This window comes from Sulfitobacter indolifex, from assembly GCF_022788655.1.
Classification (GTDB): Bacteria; Pseudomonadota; Alphaproteobacteria; order Rhodobacterales; family Rhodobacteraceae; genus Sulfitobacter; species Sulfitobacter indolifex.
This window is the reverse complement of sequence record NZ_CP084953.1, coordinates 261594-279107: the sequence shown is the minus strand read 5'-3', so window position 1 is coordinate 279107 and position 17514 is coordinate 261594. Positions and strand designations below refer to the sequence as shown.

General features: G+C 57.4%; 14 protein-coding genes and 1 pseudogene. 7 read left to right on the top strand and 8 right to left on the bottom strand.

Annotated elements, in window-relative coordinates:
• Window positions 1–358: 358 nt before the first annotated feature.
• Entirely contained in the window at window positions 359–2284 is a 1926-nt protein-coding gene (locus DSM14862_RS18705) for a PAS domain S-box protein (RefSeq protein ID WP_007121171.1), read from the bottom strand.
• Window positions 2285–2782: 498 nt separating this feature from the next.
• On the opposite strand from DSM14862_RS18705, the gene DSM14862_RS18700 reads away from it, so the two are divergent.
• The 3 genes from DSM14862_RS18700 (at window position 2783) to DSM14862_RS18690 (ending at window position 7030) form a co-directional block, all read left to right on the top strand.
• A complete protein-coding gene (locus DSM14862_RS18700; RefSeq protein WP_040701988.1) occupies window positions 2783–3766 on the top strand; it encodes a glycosyl hydrolase family 8 in 984 nt (327 codons plus the stop codon).
• A 112-nt stretch (window positions 3767–3878) separates the two neighbouring features.
• On the top strand, window positions 3879–5051 hold the full coding sequence (locus tag DSM14862_RS18695; RefSeq protein WP_007121173.1) for an HlyD family efflux transporter periplasmic adaptor subunit: 1173 nt from the start codon (window positions 3879–3881) through the stop codon (window positions 5049–5051).
• Window positions 5051–7030 (top strand): glycosyltransferase, encoded by a 1980-nt coding sequence (locus DSM14862_RS18690; protein WP_007121174.1) that lies wholly within the window; start codon window positions 5051–5053, stop codon window positions 7028–7030. The genes DSM14862_RS18695 and DSM14862_RS18690 overlap by 1 nt, the downstream gene beginning before the upstream one ends.
• 5 nt (window positions 7031–7035) lie before the next feature.
• On the opposite strand, the gene DSM14862_RS18685 is transcribed toward DSM14862_RS18690, so the two are convergent.
• From DSM14862_RS18685 to DSM14862_RS18660, 6 genes and pseudogenes are all read right to left on the bottom strand, one after another.
• The gene (locus tag DSM14862_RS18685) at window positions 7036–7623 is read right to left on the bottom strand and encodes a hypothetical protein (protein ID WP_243254575.1); all 588 of its coding nucleotides are present in this window, start codon (window positions 7621–7623) and stop codon (window positions 7036–7038) included.
• A complete protein-coding gene (locus DSM14862_RS18680) occupies window positions 7620–8843 on the bottom strand; it encodes a cache domain-containing protein (RefSeq protein WP_243254574.1) in 1224 nt (407 codons plus the stop codon). Before DSM14862_RS18680 ends, DSM14862_RS18685 begins: the two co-directional genes overlap by 4 nt.
• Window positions 8844–9251: 408 nt before the next feature.
• Window positions 9252–10675 (bottom strand): annotated as a pseudogene (locus DSM14862_RS18675) (IS1182 family transposase).
• A 355-nt stretch (window positions 10676–11030) separates the two neighbouring features.
• Window positions 11031–12008 (bottom strand): bile acid:sodium symporter family protein, encoded by a 978-nt coding sequence (locus DSM14862_RS18670; RefSeq protein ID WP_007121422.1) that lies wholly within the window; start codon window positions 12006–12008, stop codon window positions 11031–11033.
• A gap of 34 nt (window positions 12009–12042) precedes the next feature.
• Window positions 12043–12345, bottom strand: a complete 303-nt coding sequence (locus DSM14862_RS18665) for a gamma-glutamyltransferase (protein ID WP_007121423.1) — start codon at window positions 12343–12345, stop codon at window positions 12043–12045.
• A 229-nt stretch (window positions 12346–12574) separates the two neighbouring features.
• Window positions 12575–13282: a fumarylacetoacetate hydrolase family protein gene (locus DSM14862_RS18660; protein WP_243254573.1), complete on the bottom strand. Its 708-nt coding sequence runs from the start codon at window positions 13280–13282 to the stop codon at window positions 12575–12577.
• A gap of 140 nt (window positions 13283–13422) precedes the next feature.
• Here DSM14862_RS18660 and DSM14862_RS18655 point away from each other — a divergent pair, with 140 nt between their 5' ends.
• From DSM14862_RS18655 to DSM14862_RS18640, 4 genes are read left to right on the top strand one after another with little or no spacing between them, the layout of a single operon-like run.
• Window positions 13423–14439 carry an ABC transporter substrate-binding protein gene (locus tag DSM14862_RS18655; protein WP_007121469.1) on the top strand — a complete coding sequence of 339 codons (1017 nt, stop codon included), beginning with the start codon at window positions 13423–13425 and terminating at the stop codon, window positions 14437–14439.
• Complete coding sequence (locus tag DSM14862_RS18650) at window positions 14436–15242, top strand: ABC transporter ATP-binding protein (protein WP_007121470.1); 807 nt, start codon at window positions 14436–14438, stop codon at window positions 15240–15242. Before DSM14862_RS18655 ends, DSM14862_RS18650 begins: the two co-directional genes overlap by 4 nt.
• Window positions 15239–16117, top strand: a complete 879-nt coding sequence (locus DSM14862_RS18645; protein WP_007121471.1) for an ABC transporter permease — start codon at window positions 15239–15241, stop codon at window positions 16115–16117. The genes DSM14862_RS18650 and DSM14862_RS18645 overlap by 4 nt, the downstream gene beginning before the upstream one ends.
• A 35-nt stretch (window positions 16118–16152) precedes the next feature.
• On the top strand, window positions 16153–16857 hold the full coding sequence (locus tag DSM14862_RS18640; protein WP_007121472.1) for a GntR family transcriptional regulator: 705 nt from the start codon (window positions 16153–16155) through the stop codon (window positions 16855–16857).
• A 338-nt stretch (window positions 16858–17195) separates the two neighbouring features.
• On the opposite strand, the gene DSM14862_RS18635 is transcribed toward DSM14862_RS18640, so the two are convergent.
• On the bottom strand, window positions 17196–17495 hold the full coding sequence (locus DSM14862_RS18635) for an ATP-binding protein (protein ID WP_279291303.1): 300 nt from the start codon (window positions 17493–17495) through the stop codon (window positions 17196–17198).
• Between the last annotated feature and the right edge of the window lie 19 nt (window positions 17496–17514).

Sequence of the window (17514 nt, the reverse complement as noted above, 5' to 3'; positions counted from 1 at the left end):
CGGGTGGCCCTCAAGGCTGCCTTTCCAGCCCCTTCGCGGGGGCGGGAGCGGGCGTTCTGGGGGCTTTTGGGGCTGATCTTGCTGCTCTTGGCGGTCAACAAACAATTGGACTTGCAGACCTTGCTGACCGATGCCGCCCGCTGCATGGCGCAGCTTCAAGGCTGGTATGAGACCCGGCGCCCTGTGCAGATCGGGTTCCTCTTGGGGGTATTCGTTCTGGTCCTGACCCTCTTTGCGGCGGTCTCTATCAGCCTGCGCGGCACGCTGCGGCGGAATGGACTGGCGCTCACCGGTCTGGTCTTTGTGCTGGGGTTCGTAGCGATGCGGGCGGCCGGGTTCCATCACATGGATCGGGTGATCAATATGTCGTTCCATTCCGTTCGGGTGAACTGGATGTTGGAGATGACGGGGCCTCTATTGATCCTGATGGGCGGGGTCTTGCGCTTGCGCCAGTCGGCAAAGCCAGAGGAAGCCGAACCCAGAACGTGGTCTGCACATTGATTTGTGAGCTGTAGCCGATTGCACCGCCCATATTTTCGACCAGCTCTTTTGAGATTGCCAGCCCCAGACCAGTGCCCTCTCGATCACGGGTCAGATGTTCGGCCTGTTGCGAAAAAGGCTCAAAAAGCCGTTTGCCGAACTCAGGGGAAATACCGCGACCCCTATTGGTTACGGAAATCAGGAATGCCTCTTCATCGATCCCTGCTTTGACGTCGACCGTCGTACCGCAGTCAGAGAATTTGGCCGCATTTGAGAGAAGGTTGGTGAGCACCTGCTTTAAACGTTGGGCGTCGGCATGGATGATGACGGGATGTTCCGGCGCATCCACCAAGACAGATACGCTGAACTTGTTCGCGAAGGGCTCATTGTCGACGACGGTTTGCTGGACGATATCTACGGCATCGACCTGTGTGATCTCGACCGAGAAATGCCCTGCCGTAAGCTTTTGGAAGTCGAGCAGATCATTGACCACTTGGGTCAACCGCTCGCTGTTTCTGCTGGCCATCCCCAAAAGCTTGTCCACCTGTTCGGGCGCGCCCTCTCCGATAACCCCGGCGAGCAGGCGCAGGGCACCATGAACCGAGGCGAGCGGGGTGCGCAATTCGTGACTGACCGTGGCCACGAAATCATTCTTCAGGGCCTCCAACCTCTTGGTCTCGGTGATGTCGACCATTTGAACGATGAGACGGCTGTCGCTGACTCGCTCCGGGCGATAGATCGATATTCTGATCGCAATATCAATAACTTCACCGTTGGGCCGTACGTATTTCTCCTCAACGCGGGAAATGCTGCTGTCTCCGTTGAAAAGCGCCTCAACTTCAGCCTTAAGGTTTTCCAGCGTCTTCTGCCCGGAAAGCTGCCAAAGGTTCTTTCGCTCAAGCTGCCCGGCGGCATAGCCGAACAGCGAATAACACGGATCGTTCAACAGCAAGAACGTCCCATCAAGAGACATGACGGCCATGGCAACCGGCGCGTTGGACACCAGCACCTCCAAGCCCGCCCTGCGGGCCTCCGCCAGCGCCAGTGCGGTTTCGAGCGGGGTGGTGTCAATCATCGTGCCGAGCACGCGCACTGGATCGCCCTGCTCATCTCGTTCCGTCACTCGAAGAATGGACCGCATCCAGCGCCAATCGTTGTCGCCAACGCGCATCCGAAACTTGGCTTCTGATCGTTCAACGCGCCCTGCGATGCATTCGGCGTCAAGTGCTTCCACCTCTTCCCGGTCGTCCGGATGGATCCGTTCGCGCCACTCGCGATCGGAATCTTTTCCGTTCGCATCGCATATGCCGAGCAGTTGATACCAAGCGTCAGATGCACGGCCCGCGCCTGTGCGAAGGTCCGACTCAAACACGCCAATTTGGCTTCCCTCAAGCGCCAGGTTCCAGCGTTCTTCCTGATCTCTCAACGCATACCAAGATTTGACGCGACTCGTGATTTCGTTGACGTTCACGATTGTAAATGGCCGACCCTCAGCGTCCTTAAACTGGCTCAGGTTTACTTCCCCGTAGCGCGCATCGTCATCCGATGGGAGGGAGATGATATTTTCGAAGTCCCCGATCTTAAGGTCGGTGATGGTCAGCCCGCCGTTAGACACCGACAAAGCCGGTAACAATTCAGCGATTTGTGCGCCGGTGGTTTTCGTCCATCTGTGCAGCAATAAGGCCTCTGCGCTTCGATTGCTAAAGACGACCAGGCCGTCCTGATCCACGACCCAAACGCCGAACGGACTGTTGTCGACGATTGATTGAAACATCGCTTCGGCATCATGGTGTTCTGTGCACACTACAGCTTGCCCATCAAAACAGTATCTATCCCCAAATAAGGTCGCAATCTTCGGACCCGAATGCTTCGGCCCAGTTTGACAGACCGCTGATGCAACCCGTGCCTATGCAGATGCATGCTAACTTCGATCCCGCATTCGTGCTACGTTTCCGATCCGCAGCGCGATGATCTTTGCACGGTGGGGAGATTGGGCATCACCGGCGCCGTATGAACATATTACCGCCGGGAACATGCGGCACCCTCAGTGAATAATGCCGCAAATGCCAAGATTTCCCATCTTGTTGGAGTTTAAGGAAACGACCCAGAGCGGTCCTTAAGACAACGCGCAGCTAAGGTTGGTCTTGAGCCCAAGCTGGCCGCGGGAGGGAGAGTAGACGCTGCATCGCAGCGTTCCGGAAGGTGCCATTGATGCTCTTTACCCAGGAGCCTACCTAACCGATACTAAACGGGGAATTTAGCAGGGTTCAGGAATAGATGTTCCACCGTAACAAGGTGAGCGATGAATAGGCGTAGGTTGCTTGTGACGCTACCCTGCATCGCCGTGGCTTCGTCTGGGTGGGGGCAAGATCGGCAGTTGGACACTTGGAGCGCCTGGAAAGCGGCGCACCTAAACGAGGCTGGCCGGGTCATCGACGAAGGCAACGACGATATCAGCCATTCCGAAGGGCAAGCATATGGCCTGCTTCTTGCGCAGGCCTTTGGGGATCGGGACGCGTTCAGACGTATCGAGGCATGGACCCAGAGTAAGCTCGCGACCCGGCCTGACGGGCTGATGGCATGGAAGTGGCAAGGCAACGAGGCCGATCTTAGAAACGCCACGGACGGTGACCTGCTGCGCGCTTGGGCGCTGCTGCGTGCCACGCGAGATTCCGGATGGGGCGAATATGAGGGTGAGGCCTCGCAAATCTGTCGCGGACTTATTGAGACCTGTCTCGCGCCTGACCCTCGGGTGCCGAGTGAGTTATTGCTCAAACCAGCCAGCCATACGACGGCAACCGACCAGTCGGTGATCGTGAACCCCTTTTATTACATGAGTCGTGCTCTGATCGAACTGGGGGAAGCTTTTGGACAGGTTGATCTGCTGCGCACTGCCGCGCATGGCGAACAGTTGTTGCGTGATCCCGCAGCCCTGCGGGATTGGATCGATGTCACCCCGAGCGGCATAAAAGCAGCAACAGACTTGTCCAACGCCTTTGGCTGGGACGCGCTGCGCATACCGCTCTATTTGTTCTGGTCAGGACGCCATGACCATCCGGCATTAGGGGCCGCCAGCACCCTTTTCGCGAGCGCGACCTTAGCCGAGCATGTCGCGACCGTTACCGCCCCATCGGGTCAGTTGTTAGCGCAAAGCGACGCGGCGGGTTTTCGTGCCGTGGCCGATATTGCCGCCGGAAAATCCCCGGCACAGCCACGCCCCGGTCAAGGCTATTACGCTGACACGCTTGCGCTTTTGGCGCAAATTGCATGGCGCGAAGGCATATAATCGCCACTTTCTCATCTTAAGATTCAATTTGCTGCGAGTTGGTCGAAGTCGCCTTGCGGCTGCAGCAAAAATACAATCCAACGTAGAATATTGGTTATACTGGAGATAACGCATGAAGTTGCTACGCCTGATCCTCAGCATCGTACTCATCGCGGTTGCACTATGGGTGATCATCGCCGAGCAAATGGCGGGGGCCAGTGCAAACGCCTTTGTCAATGCACCCGTTGTGACCATCCGGGCAAATACGGCCGGAGACCTTAGCCTGCCCGACACGCCCTTCGGTGCGCGTGTGCAAAAAGGGGAGACCATAGCCACCGTGGATGACCCGCTCGTCGACACGGTGCGTCTAAACGATCTGCGCATGGAACAAGGGTTCATTGAGGGAGAGATTGCCCGGCTTGAGGCTGACCTCGAAAGCACCCGTTCGTTGCGCGACAGCCTGATGAACCGCGCCGCGACCTTTCGTGAGGCCCGGGTGAAAGAACTGCGCACCCGGCTTGAACATGCCCGCTTTCGGTTAACCGTTTTAGAGGGAGGCGAACTGCCGGAGGAGGCAGATCAGGAAGTCTTGTCACTGGTTGGTGAACTGCCCAACCGCGTTCCAATGGAGCCGGGGCTGGCGCCGCTAATTCTCGACCACGCGCGGGAACGGGTCGAAGTGCTGGCGATCGCCCTTGAGACGGCAAAGGCCGGGGTTTTCCTCGGCGACGGCTACAACGACTCACCAAATGCAGAGCAGCGCGCGACCGAGTTAGAAACTGTGATCTCGCAGCTTGAGAACAGTCTTGGGGAAGCACAAGCGCGGCTTGAAACACTTACTGCACGCAGCCAGCGCGAAAATCTGCGGGTGAATGCCGCGGGCGGGGGAGAAATCGCCTCTCCGGTCAACGGGATCTATTGGGAGATCCTGCAAGCCGATGGGATCAACGTACAGCGGGGCGACCCGATCCTGCGACTGGTCAATTGCGATGCGACATTTGTGTCCCTGTCTGTCACGGAGCGGGTCTTCAACTCGCTGCAAATCGGCGATGCTGCCTCCTTTCGTCTGACCGGGCGTGAGAAAGTGATGGAGGGGACCGTGGCGCGTCTCGCCGGAGCCGGTGCGGCGACGATTTATCAGAATTTGGCCGTAGCGCCGTCGGAAAAACATTTGGAGCGCTACGACGTGGCGCTTTTGGTACCGGAACTAACCGCCGACCACGAACGCGGCTGCTCGATCGGACGCACCGGGCGCGCTTTCTTTGATGAGCGGCCCCTCAACTGGTTTCGGGCACTGCTGAACTGATGCTGCCCTTTCCGCATCTCGGCGAGATCGGCTCTGCCACCATGCATTTGCTGCTGGTGATCGGCGTGGGGTCACTGATGCCCTTGGTCGTTGATCCGCAACGACGTTGGCATCGGGCCGTACTGCTTAGCGTCGCGGGTGTTTTGGCGCTGCGCTACATGTGGTGGCGCGCCACGCAGACGCTTGCTCCAGCTGACTTCAGCCTCGATATGATGGGAAGCTGGCTCCTCTTCGGGTTGGAGACCTTTTCAGTGCTGGGCTCACTCAGCGCCTTTCTGATCCTCTCGCGCTACAAGCTGCGCAGCAAAGAGGCCGATGCCCATGCAGAATGGTGGGGCAATGAGGAGCCACGGGTTGCGATCCTGATTGCGACCTACAATGAGGACAAGGAAATCCTTGAGCGGACCATTGTCGGGGCAAAGTTCCTACGGCACCGAAGCAAGGAGATCATTGTTTGCGATGACAATCGCCGGGACTGGCTCCGGGAATTCTGCGCCGAACTGGAGGTGCGCTATATCCGGCGGCCTACCAATGAGGGACAAAAGGCAGGCAACATCAACCATGCGCTGGACCGTCTGGCGGAAGATACTGTGGCGCCTGATTTTGTCGCTGTGCTCGATGCGGACTTCGTGCCGCACCGGGGTTTTTTGTCGCGCTCCTTGGCCCTGTTCCACGATCCCGAGGTCGGTCTGGTTCAGACGCCGCAGCACTTTTTTAACCAAGACCCGATCCAGCATAACTTTAACCTCGGTCGGTCCTACCCGGACGAACAGAGGTTCTTCTTTGATCACATGCAGCCTTCCCGCGATGGCTGGGGCATTGCCTTTTGCTGTGGCACCTCTTCGGTTTGCCGCTGGACCGCGCTGCGCGAAATTGGCGGGTTTTACACCGAATCCGTGACCGAAGATTTCATGCTGACACTGGCGTTACAAAACGCGGGCTGGCGCTCTGTTTATCTGGCGGAACCCCTGTCCGAAGGGCTCGCGCCTGAGGGATTGAAGGAATATGTCACCCAACGCGCGCGCTGGTGCCTTGGACTGATGCAAATCGCACGCTCCTCGCTCGGGCCGCTGTCATCCAACAACCTGCGTCTGCGCGATCGGTGGAGCGTGCTGGACTCGATCCTGTTCTGGACCACCACTTATCCCTTCCGCATCGCCGCCATCATCTTTCCACTGCTCTATTGGTTCTTTGACATCATCGTGGTCGACGCGCGCCTGCCCGATGTCTTGAGCTATTTCGGCGCCTATTATTTTTGGATCTTGCTCACCCTGAACTTCTTGACCCGAGGCATGGTGGTGCCGATCCTAAACGACGTGAGCCAGCTTTTGGGGGCGATCCCGATCAGCCGTGCGGCCTTTACCGGGTTGGTCAAACCCCACGGGCACCCCTTTTCGGTGACGGCAAAGGGCGGTGACCGCTCGAAGGTCGTGGTGCAATGGCACCTGATGATGCCCTTCCTAATCGGGTTCATCCTGACGCTGGGGGGGCTGCTTTTCGGCATCGCCTTCGACCAATTCGCGACCTTTTCTGCCGGAGACGGCAAATGGGTCATCCTGTTCTGGAGCCTGTATAATCTGCTGGTGCTGGCGGTGACCTGTCTGGCTTGCATTGAACGCCCGCGCCGGGAGCTTCACGTCAGCGACAGGCCAGAGCGCGCGGTATTCTCGACTGACGGACGCCAGCATGAGCTTTGGATCACATCGCTGACGATGGACACAGTGCGCATTCGCGGTCTGCAAATCCCGCCCCAGACGCGGGGGCATCTGGTGATTGACGACATTCCGGGACGGATCGAAACCTATGCGATTGCCGAAGTCGCCGACGGACTGCGCCTACAGCTTTTACCGACAGAAGCTCAGCGCGAGGCCTTTTTCGTGAAATTCTACGCGGACGGCCTTGAGCCGGGGGTGACCGAGGTCAAACTGAGGAGTCTTGCCAGAGACATCTTCCGCAGCATCGGACCTCGGCGCGACTAAGTGGATCAGTAGGTGTTGACCGACATCCCGATAAAGACCTCCTGCGCGTCAAAGCGGTAGCCTCCGCGCAGGCTCGTCGGACCGTCATCCAAACGGTAGTTCACCGCGATGGACTGCTCAGAGTAAGTGTCGCTCCCACCCGCAGCTAGGTCGACAGACAAGCTCTTCCCATTGCCAATCTGGGCAAGGGCAAACCAGTCGTTCTCAATGGTGTTGAACTGACCGGACATGAAGACAAAGCCGAAGTCTGTCGGCTGATAACGCTCGACGATGAGTTTCGCACCAAAATCCAGACCGTTGGACGCATCACTGTTGCCTATGCTCGGACCAATCTTGATGGTCGCCACGTTTTCAATGGTGAAATCGCGGGTCGCATAAGCGCCCACGCTCCAGCCGCTCTCAAAAGTGGAATAGTTTGCACCGAAACTCATTTTGCCACGCGTCGCGCCCAGCACTGCGTCAGACGCATTTGGTGCCAGATCAAGTTGGAAAAACGTGCCATCCGCCCGAGCGCTGGTGGCGAAAAAGAAGAGTGTGCTGGTGATCAATAGCGTCTGGAGGGCCGGCTGCCTCGGGTTTGTCGTATCGCTCAAGATTTACGCCTCGTTGGGTTTTGCTTCCATGTTTGGTCCGAAGTCATATCACTCGGATCGCCATCTTTGATAGGCGTCACGTCTGCATTGTTCTCCAGCAATCGAAGCGAAGGGGGGCCGTCTGCCGTGGCTTGCTGGTTCAGGGCCAAGGTCGCTTGAATGCGGGCCAAGGCCCGCGACAAATCAACGGCTTCGCGCGAACTCCGGCTCTCCCGCGGGTAGCTAAACTCAGCTTCCGCCATCCCCGTTGCGGTGGTGACCAAATCTTCCAACGGGCGCAGCACCACCCGCGCGACGGTTAATGTCGCAATCAGGACAAAGATCGCGGCGATGGAAACCGCTATAACCGAGCTTTGCAGCAACTGCGGCACCCCATTGATCAACTTACTCGGATCCAGAACAGCAAAGACACGCCAACCGAAATCAGGCAGTTCATCGCTGACGAAGTTGGGCGAAAAGGCATAGAGCCCGTCGGCTTGGTCAAGCAATTGGAACGTTCCGGGCAAATCCTGTCCTAAACTTGCCTGCGCCACGGCAGCCTCGGGCAATTCGCGGGCCGTGTCGCGGGTATCCACGATTGTCTCACCTTCGCGGTTTTGCACCACCACGTCGATATTCAACCGCTCGCGGGCACGCGTCAGAAAGGACTGTACCCATGCCATACGCAGGCTGTAGGTGACGACGCCCGTCACCTCACCTGTCTGTTCATCGAAAACCGGCGTCGAAAGGTTGAGCAGCCGTTGCTTGCGGTCGTTGTCATCTGGTTCGAGCGAGCTGCTGGTAAAAACATTCCCGACGTTTGGCTGACGCAGACCTTCGCGGAACCAACGGCGCTCGTTCACATCTTGCCCTTCTCGCAGGCGGTTGGATCCCGATACGATCTTTCCCCCCAAATCGGCAAAACCCGACCAAGCGACCTGACCGCCGGTTTGGGCCACAGCATCCATGAACCCATCGATCTCGGGCTTAGAAGAATTGCTGATGTTACGCGCGACGGCGTGAAGACTGTCCCACTCACGCTTTAGCGCGGTATTGAAGCTCAAACCCATCGCGTCTGCACCGCGCAAAACGATGTCATGCCGCAACTGTTGCTGCGCTAAGTTACTGCGCTGCGTAACAGTATAAGCTACAAACAGCGCAGCGCAGAGCACCGAGACGATAAGAGTTGTCGCAATCCAGAAAAAAGCACGTGGCAAAGGCTTCTTTTGCAAACTACGCATTCTGCGTTCCTTTTTTACTTTCCGCCTTAGCAACCGGCGCTGACCTCCGTCTGAACGCAAATTCTTTGCGCCGCGGGGGCTCTATAGAATACCACTGCGTTTTGCCCTCCAAACATGGCATTTTGGTGGCGGCGAAAACATAAAACGGCAAACCTGCAGCGCAAAAAAGGCTGTTGGCGATTGTTCGCTGACAATGGACAGTTCGCTTCGAATAAATGGTCTTTCGAGAGCCAACTTCTCATCAAAAGACATCCATGGTGGGAAGTCTCACAAATGCTCGCTTTCGTCATTTATCTATATGGATCTCGCTCTTGCAGCGAATGACCGTCGCCCGCCGATTCTGTGGAAAAACTAACGTTTGCAAACGCAGAAATAGCTGTTCCAAATCCGGCGCGTGCGCCTTTCCTATCAGGCTTTGCGCGTTTGCTGCGGCGCAGGAAAGAACTTAGCCAGTTTCCGGAGGTTTTGGGCGGTTGCGGCGAGCAGGAATTCATCGTTTGCGCCCCATGGACCACGTAATCGGAGCCGCCCCAAGCCAAGGATGCGTTTGAGGTGCGCGAAGAGCATCTCGACTTTCTTTCGCAACCGCATCGAGATCGCATACTGCTTGGTCTTGGCAATATCACGGGGGACCTGCCGGGCATCTTCATGTTCTTCGCGGGTGATCTTGCGTGTATCGGCTTTCGGACAGCACTTCATCTTCGATGGGCAGGCCTGACGGGTGTGTTTCAAAGCCTGATACTTGGCGACGCCTTTGCCGGTGGGACCATGGTTTGGATCTGAGTAGTTGCGGCGGAATTGCTTGAGCGGCTGGCCTTCCGGGCAGATGTATTGGTTGTTCTCAGGGTCCCATTCAAAGTCGCCGCGAGACCAAGTGCCGTCAGTCCGTCCAGCTTTATCCAGCACTGGAATGTAGGGTTTGATGTTACGATCAACCAGCCATCCCAACATCGGCCCTGATCCATAAGCAGTGTCTGCGATCAGGCGTTCGGGATGCAGGTCGAACCTGGCCCTCACCCGACCCAGCATGGTTTTGGTCGAGCCGACCTCTGCTTGCCGGATTGATCTTGTCGCCTCGACATCGACGATCACGTCGTGATCCGTATCGATCAGGTAGTTGTCGGAATAGCTGAAGAATGCCGGTCCTTTGCGCGCCGCGGTCTATTGCCGGCAGTGCCTTGCGCAGTAAGGTCACGAGAGGTACTGGCTGGCTGGGTCGGAATGCGACGTGAACTTGGGCGTGACCTCTCTGGCTGCGCCGAAAGCGGCGCTCATCCAGCGTGTCGATACTCTCGAACCGCGCGGGGCGCATCGACCGGATTGATATGCCTCGCGTCTCAGTCCTCCTTCGGTGTCGAGTTCTGCTTGTTCGCATCTGCTTCTATGAGACTGGCATCTATTGCCATGCGTTGGCCGCTGACCAGGCCCTCTGCGATGCACCGCGCGACGGTCGTCTCGAACAGATGGCGCAGCAGTTCGCTGTCACGGAACCGGTCATGGCGGTTCTTGGAGAAGGTGGAGTGGATCGGGATCCTGTCGCTCAGATCAAGGCGACAGAACCAGCGATATGCCAAGTTTAGATGGACCTCCTCGCAAAGGCGCCGCTCGGACCGGATGCCAAAGCAATAGCCAACCAGCAGCATCCGGATCAGCAGTTCCGGATCGACCGACGGGCGGCCCGTGTGACTGTAGAAATCAGCAAGGTGGGCACGGATGCTGCTCAGCTCGACGAACCGGTCGATGGATCGAAGCAGGTGATCCGTGGGAATGTGATCCTTGAGTGAAAACTCGTAGAAGAGTGCCGGCTGAGCTTCCTGCCGCGGTCCCATCATCGCCAATCCTCCCCTCAATTACAGGAATTGAATCAGTAGTTCAGCTCTCGATCAAGAAAGAGTTATTCAACAAAATACGCCATCCTCGTAGCCCGCCGCTTCCGGTCCTAACCAGACCTTAATCCCGCTGTCGCATTGCTGCGATGCGGCCCGTTGATGCAGCCATCGGCGCATGGTGCAGCTTTTGGGTTACTCAGGTGTTTCTGGGCAGGCAAGGTGAGCCTCCGCAAAGATTTCACGAATGGCTGCTTGCAAGTCGGCGAAAACGATTCCTTTCGTTCTGAAAATTTGCACAAGCAGAGGACGTTCGCGGAGGCCTTCCCGAGGTATCGGGTGGGTTAACAGCAACTACGCATCAAGACACCGTCACGACTGATTTCCGTGCCGCTTTCTGCGATACGGAGGCACAGACAAGTAGCTGCGCCATATGGTACATCATAAGCGGCAAAACGATCGCAGCCAGGTCGGCAGGCGGAAAGAGCGCGGTCGCGATCGGCAGACCAGAGGCGAGGCTCTTTGTGGACCCGCAATAGAATAAGACCGCCCTGTCTTCGATCGCGAGGCCGCAGGCGCGTCCGGTCCAGACCATGAGGGACATGGTGATCGCGAGGAATGCCAGAACGGCGACTGCCAGCATCGCCAACGTCGTGAGCGGTAGTAAGGCCCATAGGCCCGAGACCGTGCCGGCGCTGAACGCGGAGAAGACAATCAGCAAAATCGCGCCGCGATCCACGATCAGTGTCAGGGTTTTGTGTTTGCGGACCGCTTCGCCGATCCAGGGCCTGGCGAGTTGTCCCAGTACGAAGGGGAACAGGATTTGCGTTCCGATCTTTATCACCGGGTCCAATCGGATTCCGCCCTCGCCGGTATGCAGGAATAATGCCACCAGCAGCGGCGTCAGCAAGACACCCACGAGGTTTGACACCGAAGCTGCACAGATCGCGCCCGGTACGTTGCCACCCGCCATCGCCGTAAAGGCGATGGAGCTTTGTACCGTTGACGGAAGAACGGCCAGGAAAAGGAACCCCAGTGTGACGGTGGCGCCAAGAAACGGCCCGCAGACGATGCTGAGCAACAGACCGACCAGTGGAAACATCACATAGGTCGCGGCGAGGGTCAGTCCCTGCAGCCGCCAATTGGTCAGGCCCGCCTTTACTGCGCCAGAGTCTAGCTTGGCACCGTAGAGGAAGAACAAGAGGGCCACGGCCCAGAATGTGATCTGTCCGAGCGCCAATGCCGCGAGACCCTCCGCCGGAGCCATAAGACCGAGTGCCATCGTGCAGAGGAGGAGGATCATGTAGCCGTCAATACCAACGCGATTGAGAAAGGTCATGTTGGGAAGGTCCTTAAAAGTTAACAGTTAAGTTTTAAAAGCCAGCGGTTTGGCTGTCCTTGCGCAGTTCCAAACCGGCGGCATATCCAACGTTCGGCAGGCGCCGCAGATGCGGGTCGCTCCAGAGATTGCAAAAGGCATCAGCGCCAAGCCCTTTAGTGGAGTCAGCAATGGCCAACGCCGCTGCGGCGGAAATCGCGGCGTCGACGGCGGTGCCCCTCCGCTGCAGGATGCTCAGTCCGGCATGCGGGGCCAACGGTTGTGCTGTGGAGACAATGTTTTCCACCCGCACTGGCGCGCGCCGCGAGACATCGACCGGATTATGCGTGAAATGCATGTTGAGCCCTTTTGGAGCGATGTGGTTTGGAACGGCGCGGACGGTAAGCGGTGGTGACGACTGCCCCCCGCCGGGCATGAGTTCTCTTACCCGGCCCTGCACGCAGCGAGGCGATCTAATATCCCTCAGGCCGCAGAGTACCTAACCGCACGCGCCTTTGGTTGATGCGCGCGGCGTAGGTATCCTGCAGCACCCCAAACCGATACCAACAGGGGAGACTCACGAAGGATCAGACCAGTTCGCCGACCTGCACGGTCAATTCTCCAAGCCCTTCAATGGCGCCCACCATGGTATTGCCAGGCACGACAGGCCCGACACCGTCGGGCGTTCCGGCCATGATGATGTCGCCGGGTTGCAGCGCGTAGTATTTGGACAAGGTCGCGATGATTTCAGGCGTCTTCCAGATCATCAACTCAAGATCGGAGTCCTGTCGTATCTCACCGTCGACCGTCAGCGAGATGCGGCCCGTGTCGCGATGGCCAACTTGGGACACAGGGTAGATCTCACTGCAGGGGGCCGAATGGTCGAAAGACTTTTTCAACTCCCAAGGCGCGTTCGGTCCCGTCTCGGTCTCCAGCAGACGGCGCCTTGTCATGTCGATGCAGACGCCATACCCAAAGATGTGGGACAGCGCCTCGTCTTCGGGGATGTTGTAGCCACCGGATTTCAACGCGACCATCAGTTCGATTTCAAAGTGGAAATCGTCGGTGCGCGGCGGATAGGGTACGACGCCACCGTTCTGAACGATGGAATCCGACGGTTTTTGAAAGATGATGGGGAAATCCCGCGAGGCTTCGCCACCCATTTCCAGTACATGTGCCACGTAGTTCTTGCCGATACAGTAGATACGGCGCACGGGAAAGCGGGCTGCGCTACCAACAACGGGAAGGGACACCTGTTCAGGAGCGGGAACGACGTAAGACTTTGAAATTTCCATGAGATTCCTCAATTGGTTGACTGGATTATGATCATCGATAGCGCATTAAATCTGATCTTACCAGAAAAAATGCATTATTCTTGACTGACGGAGTAAATAATGCACTCTGATCATTATCAAACAACAGAGAGGGACAAGACATGAGACGAACAGGATTAAAGCTGGCGACCGGCGTGGCCGCGATTTCCATGGCCGCGATGAGCTTTGCAGCACAGGCGCAAGACCTGACAGAAGTTACACTCGCCATTCCCAGCCCAAGCGGTCTGGGCTACTTCGCCCTCTACAACGCCATGGGCGAAGGCTACATGGAAGAAGAGGGCATCGAAGTTGAAGTTCAAAGCGTGAACGGCTCCGCGCAAGTGCTGCAGGTTCTCGCCGCAGGTCAGGCCGAGTTCGGACACCCCGGCCCCGGACCGCTTCTGAACGCGCGCGAGAATGGGGAAGATATCGTATATATCTACAACTACTTCTCAACGAGCCAGTTCAGCCTGGTTGCAGAAACCGGCTCTGGTTACACCCGCCCAGAAGACCTTCAAGGCAAGGTCGTGGGTGTTGGCACGGCAGACGGTGCCGAAGTGGCATTCGTTCGCTCGATCTTCGATGCTGCTGATATGCAGGAAGGTGAGGACTACAGTTTCATCACCATCGGCGAAGGCGGCATGGCGGTTGCGGGCTTTGCGCAAGACGCCATCGATGCCTATGCGTCTGACACGATCGGCATGGCGACGCTGCGCCTGCGCGGTGTCGATCTGGTCAACCTGACACCGGCGGAGTTCCAGACTTACTTTGGCAACGGCTATGCCGTGACCCGTGCGTATCTGGACGAAAACCGCGAGCTGATTGAAGGCTTTGGGCGGGCGCTGGTGCGCGGCGCGCGGTTCGGGGCGAATCCTGAAAACCTCGAAGCAACGCTGGACCACGCCAAGATCGGCAACCCCCAGCTTCTGGAAGACCGCGACTTCGCACGTGCGCTGCTGCAGACCTATATCATCCGGACGGCACCGGCCCATCCTGAGCACGGCTATGGCTACCAGCATCCGGACTCATGGCAGAACTGGCACGACGCGCTTGTAACATCGGGCGATCTTGAAGCGCCGATGGAAAATCTGGCAGATGCCTACACCAATGAATTCATTGACGTGTGGAACGCGGAATGATCGCGCAGAAAATACAACAGCCGGCCGGGGGTGAACCCCGGCCAGTTTACCAACTGAGCAATGTCTCGAGATACTTCAACAACAAAGAAATCACCGCCCTTGACGGCGTTGGCTTCGAAATTGCTCAAGGAGAATTTCATTCCGTGATCGGGTCGAGCGGCTGTGGCAAGACCACCCTGCTCAAGATCATGGCGGGCCTAATGCCGCCTTCGGAAGGTCGTATTATGCTGAACGGTAGGCCGGTGCTTGGTCCGCGCGACGATATCGGAATGATGTTCCAGCACGCCACGCTGTTTCCGTGGCGCACAACGATTGAGAATATCCTGCTGCCGATTGAAATTCGCAGCGGTCGCAAGGCGGCGATGGCAGCACGTTCGCACGCCGAGGAACTCTTGCGGGTGGTGGGCCTGGGCGGTTTCGAAGACATCTACCCCACCTCTTTGTCCGGCGGCATGGCCCAGCGGGCCGCAATCTGTCGCATGCTGATTTCGGAACCGGATATGTTGCTGCTGGACGAGCCGTTCAGCGCGCTTGATGAAATCACCCGCGATTTCATGAATATGGAGCTGCAAAAGGTTTGCATGGAGCGCAATGCGTCGGCCTTTCTCGTTACGCATTCGATTTCCGAAGCAGTGATTCTGTCGGATGTTGTGCATGTCATGTCTGCAAGGCCGGGCCGGGTCATCACATCGATCAAGATCGATCTGCCCCGCCCCCGTACGCTCGAGATGATAACCCTGCCCGAATTTGGCGCCTATGCCACCACGATCCGCAACCTCCTTGATAAGGGCGCATTCCTATGAGCACATCAGAAGTGGAACTGTCACAGGCAGTCGAAACCGATCTATATCCCGGGGATACCGTCTGGCAGGAAAAGGCATCATGGTCGGCCCGGGTGCCGCGCTGGCTCTCAATGGCGGTTATAATGGCAGTCTTTCTTGGGCTATGGCATCTGGTGACCTCATTGGGGATTGTTTCCCGTCTCATTCTGCCAACAGTGCCCGATACCTTCGCCGACATTTTCTTTGTGGGCAAAAGCCTATTGTCGGGAAATTACATGCTCGCGGCCTTTTGGGTGACCACGCAAGAAGTGCTCGTCGGCTTCGTGATCGCGGTTTCAATCGGCGTTAGCCTGGGTGTGCTTGTGGGTGAAACCACCATCGGCGAACGGGCCGTAATGCCTTATATCGTCGCCATCGACACGATGCCAAAGCTTGCGTTCGCACCGCTTTTCGTATCCTGGCTGGGCTTCGGCATCGGCTCCAAGGTCGCTTTGGCAGCCTTTATTTCTGTGTTTCCAATCGTGGTTGGCACTGCAGCGGGTCTGCATGCCGCCGATGCAAACAGCCGGATGCTGTTCCAAAGTATCGGTGCCTCGCGGATGCAGACTCTGATAAAGCTCAAGATCCCATCGGGCCTGCCCCAGTTCTTCACCGGTCTGAAAATTGCCTCGATCAGTGTCGTCGGCGGCGCGGTTGCGGGCGAGCTTCTGGGCGGCGGTCAGGGTTTCGGAGAGCTGATCCGGGCAGCGGCCGCACAATTGAGCACCGCGCGCGTCTTCTCGTTGATAATCTATCTCAGCCTGCTGGGTGTGTTGATGTTCGGATTTGTTTCATGGATGCAGCACAAGTTTGTTTTCTGGCACCGCAGCAGTACCACTCGGCCGCCTGAAAAGTGATACTCATGCCCGAACAGACTCCGAAAGGCCGATAAATGTCAGACACGGATCGCAAAACAACCCGCGCGACGCAGGTTTATGACCGTCTGCGCCGTGAAATCCTGACAGGGCATTTCCGGCCGTTGGAGAAACTGCGCATCGATGCCATCGCCGATGAATATGGTGCTGGCAACAATGCGGTCCGCGAGGCGCTCTCCCGCCTCGCGGCAGAGCGCCTTGTGGATCGCCAGGAACGGCGCGGCTTCACCGCGCCTGCGATGGACCTTGAAGCCTGGCAGACCCTGGCGCGGACGCGGTCTTTGGTGGAATCGCTTGCCCTGCGTGAATCGATGCTCAACCGCACCGATGCCTGGGAAGAACGCATTGTTCTCGCCTATCACCATTTGGCAAAGGCCGGCCGCGCCGAGGGCTTTCAGCAGGATCTGCCCAAATGGAATGTCGAACACCGCAATTTCCACCGAGCCTTGATCGCGAACTGCGGATCGCACTGGCTTCTGGATTTCTGCGCCCAGCTAACAGATCAGGCCCAGCGGTATATCTATGTCTCCAACCTTTACCGCGTGTCGCCGCGGGATGGTCTGGCAGAGCATCGCGAACTGATGGAAGTCGTTCTTGATGGCGAGATAGCGCGCGCAGAGGCCGCCCTCGTCGCCCATTACGAGAAGACACTCGTTGCACTGGAAGAACTTTTCCAGATTGAGGAATTCTTGACAACTTTGGTTGCGGACGCGCCGAGGTGACGGTCACGTCCGACTTGTTGATTTCCCCAGGTGCTTCCTGACCCCACCGGAATCTGTCAACAAACACTCCAGACAGGCACACTTCCAGTAGAAGGTTACAAAGCTCAACCAAATAAAGGCGAAACTCACCATAGCCTTGACGCGATCGGCCCAGAGCTGACCTTCATGATTGGTGCGACGAATGGCAGGTACGAGCATTCTGGATCGGTAAGTCAGCCAGCATTAACCCGCCCATACCGGCATTGCGGGTGACTATGGCGATATCCATTTCCGGTGGGAACCAACCATAATTCTGGAACGTAATGGATTCTGCGGGCAGCTATCTTTCGAGAAGCTTTTCAGATCAGAGAGAGCACGATATTCACCTTTAAACCGCCGCGATCTCTGTTCGAAAGCTTCAGTTCACCCCCATGATCTTCAACAATTACCTGGGCACTCCTGGGACGGTAAGGTCCGCATTCGGCCTGACTCCCGCGATAAAAGGGGCGAAGCACGAGTGCCATTTCTTCTTCCGGAATGCCAGGCCCTGTGTCCATCACTTGGATCACGACATTTCGCCCGTCCCCATAGGCACTCACACGAGCTTCGTTGCCGTATTTCAAAGCATTATCTCTCAGGTTGCTCAAAGCTCGTTTGATCGCGACCCGTTTTACCCTG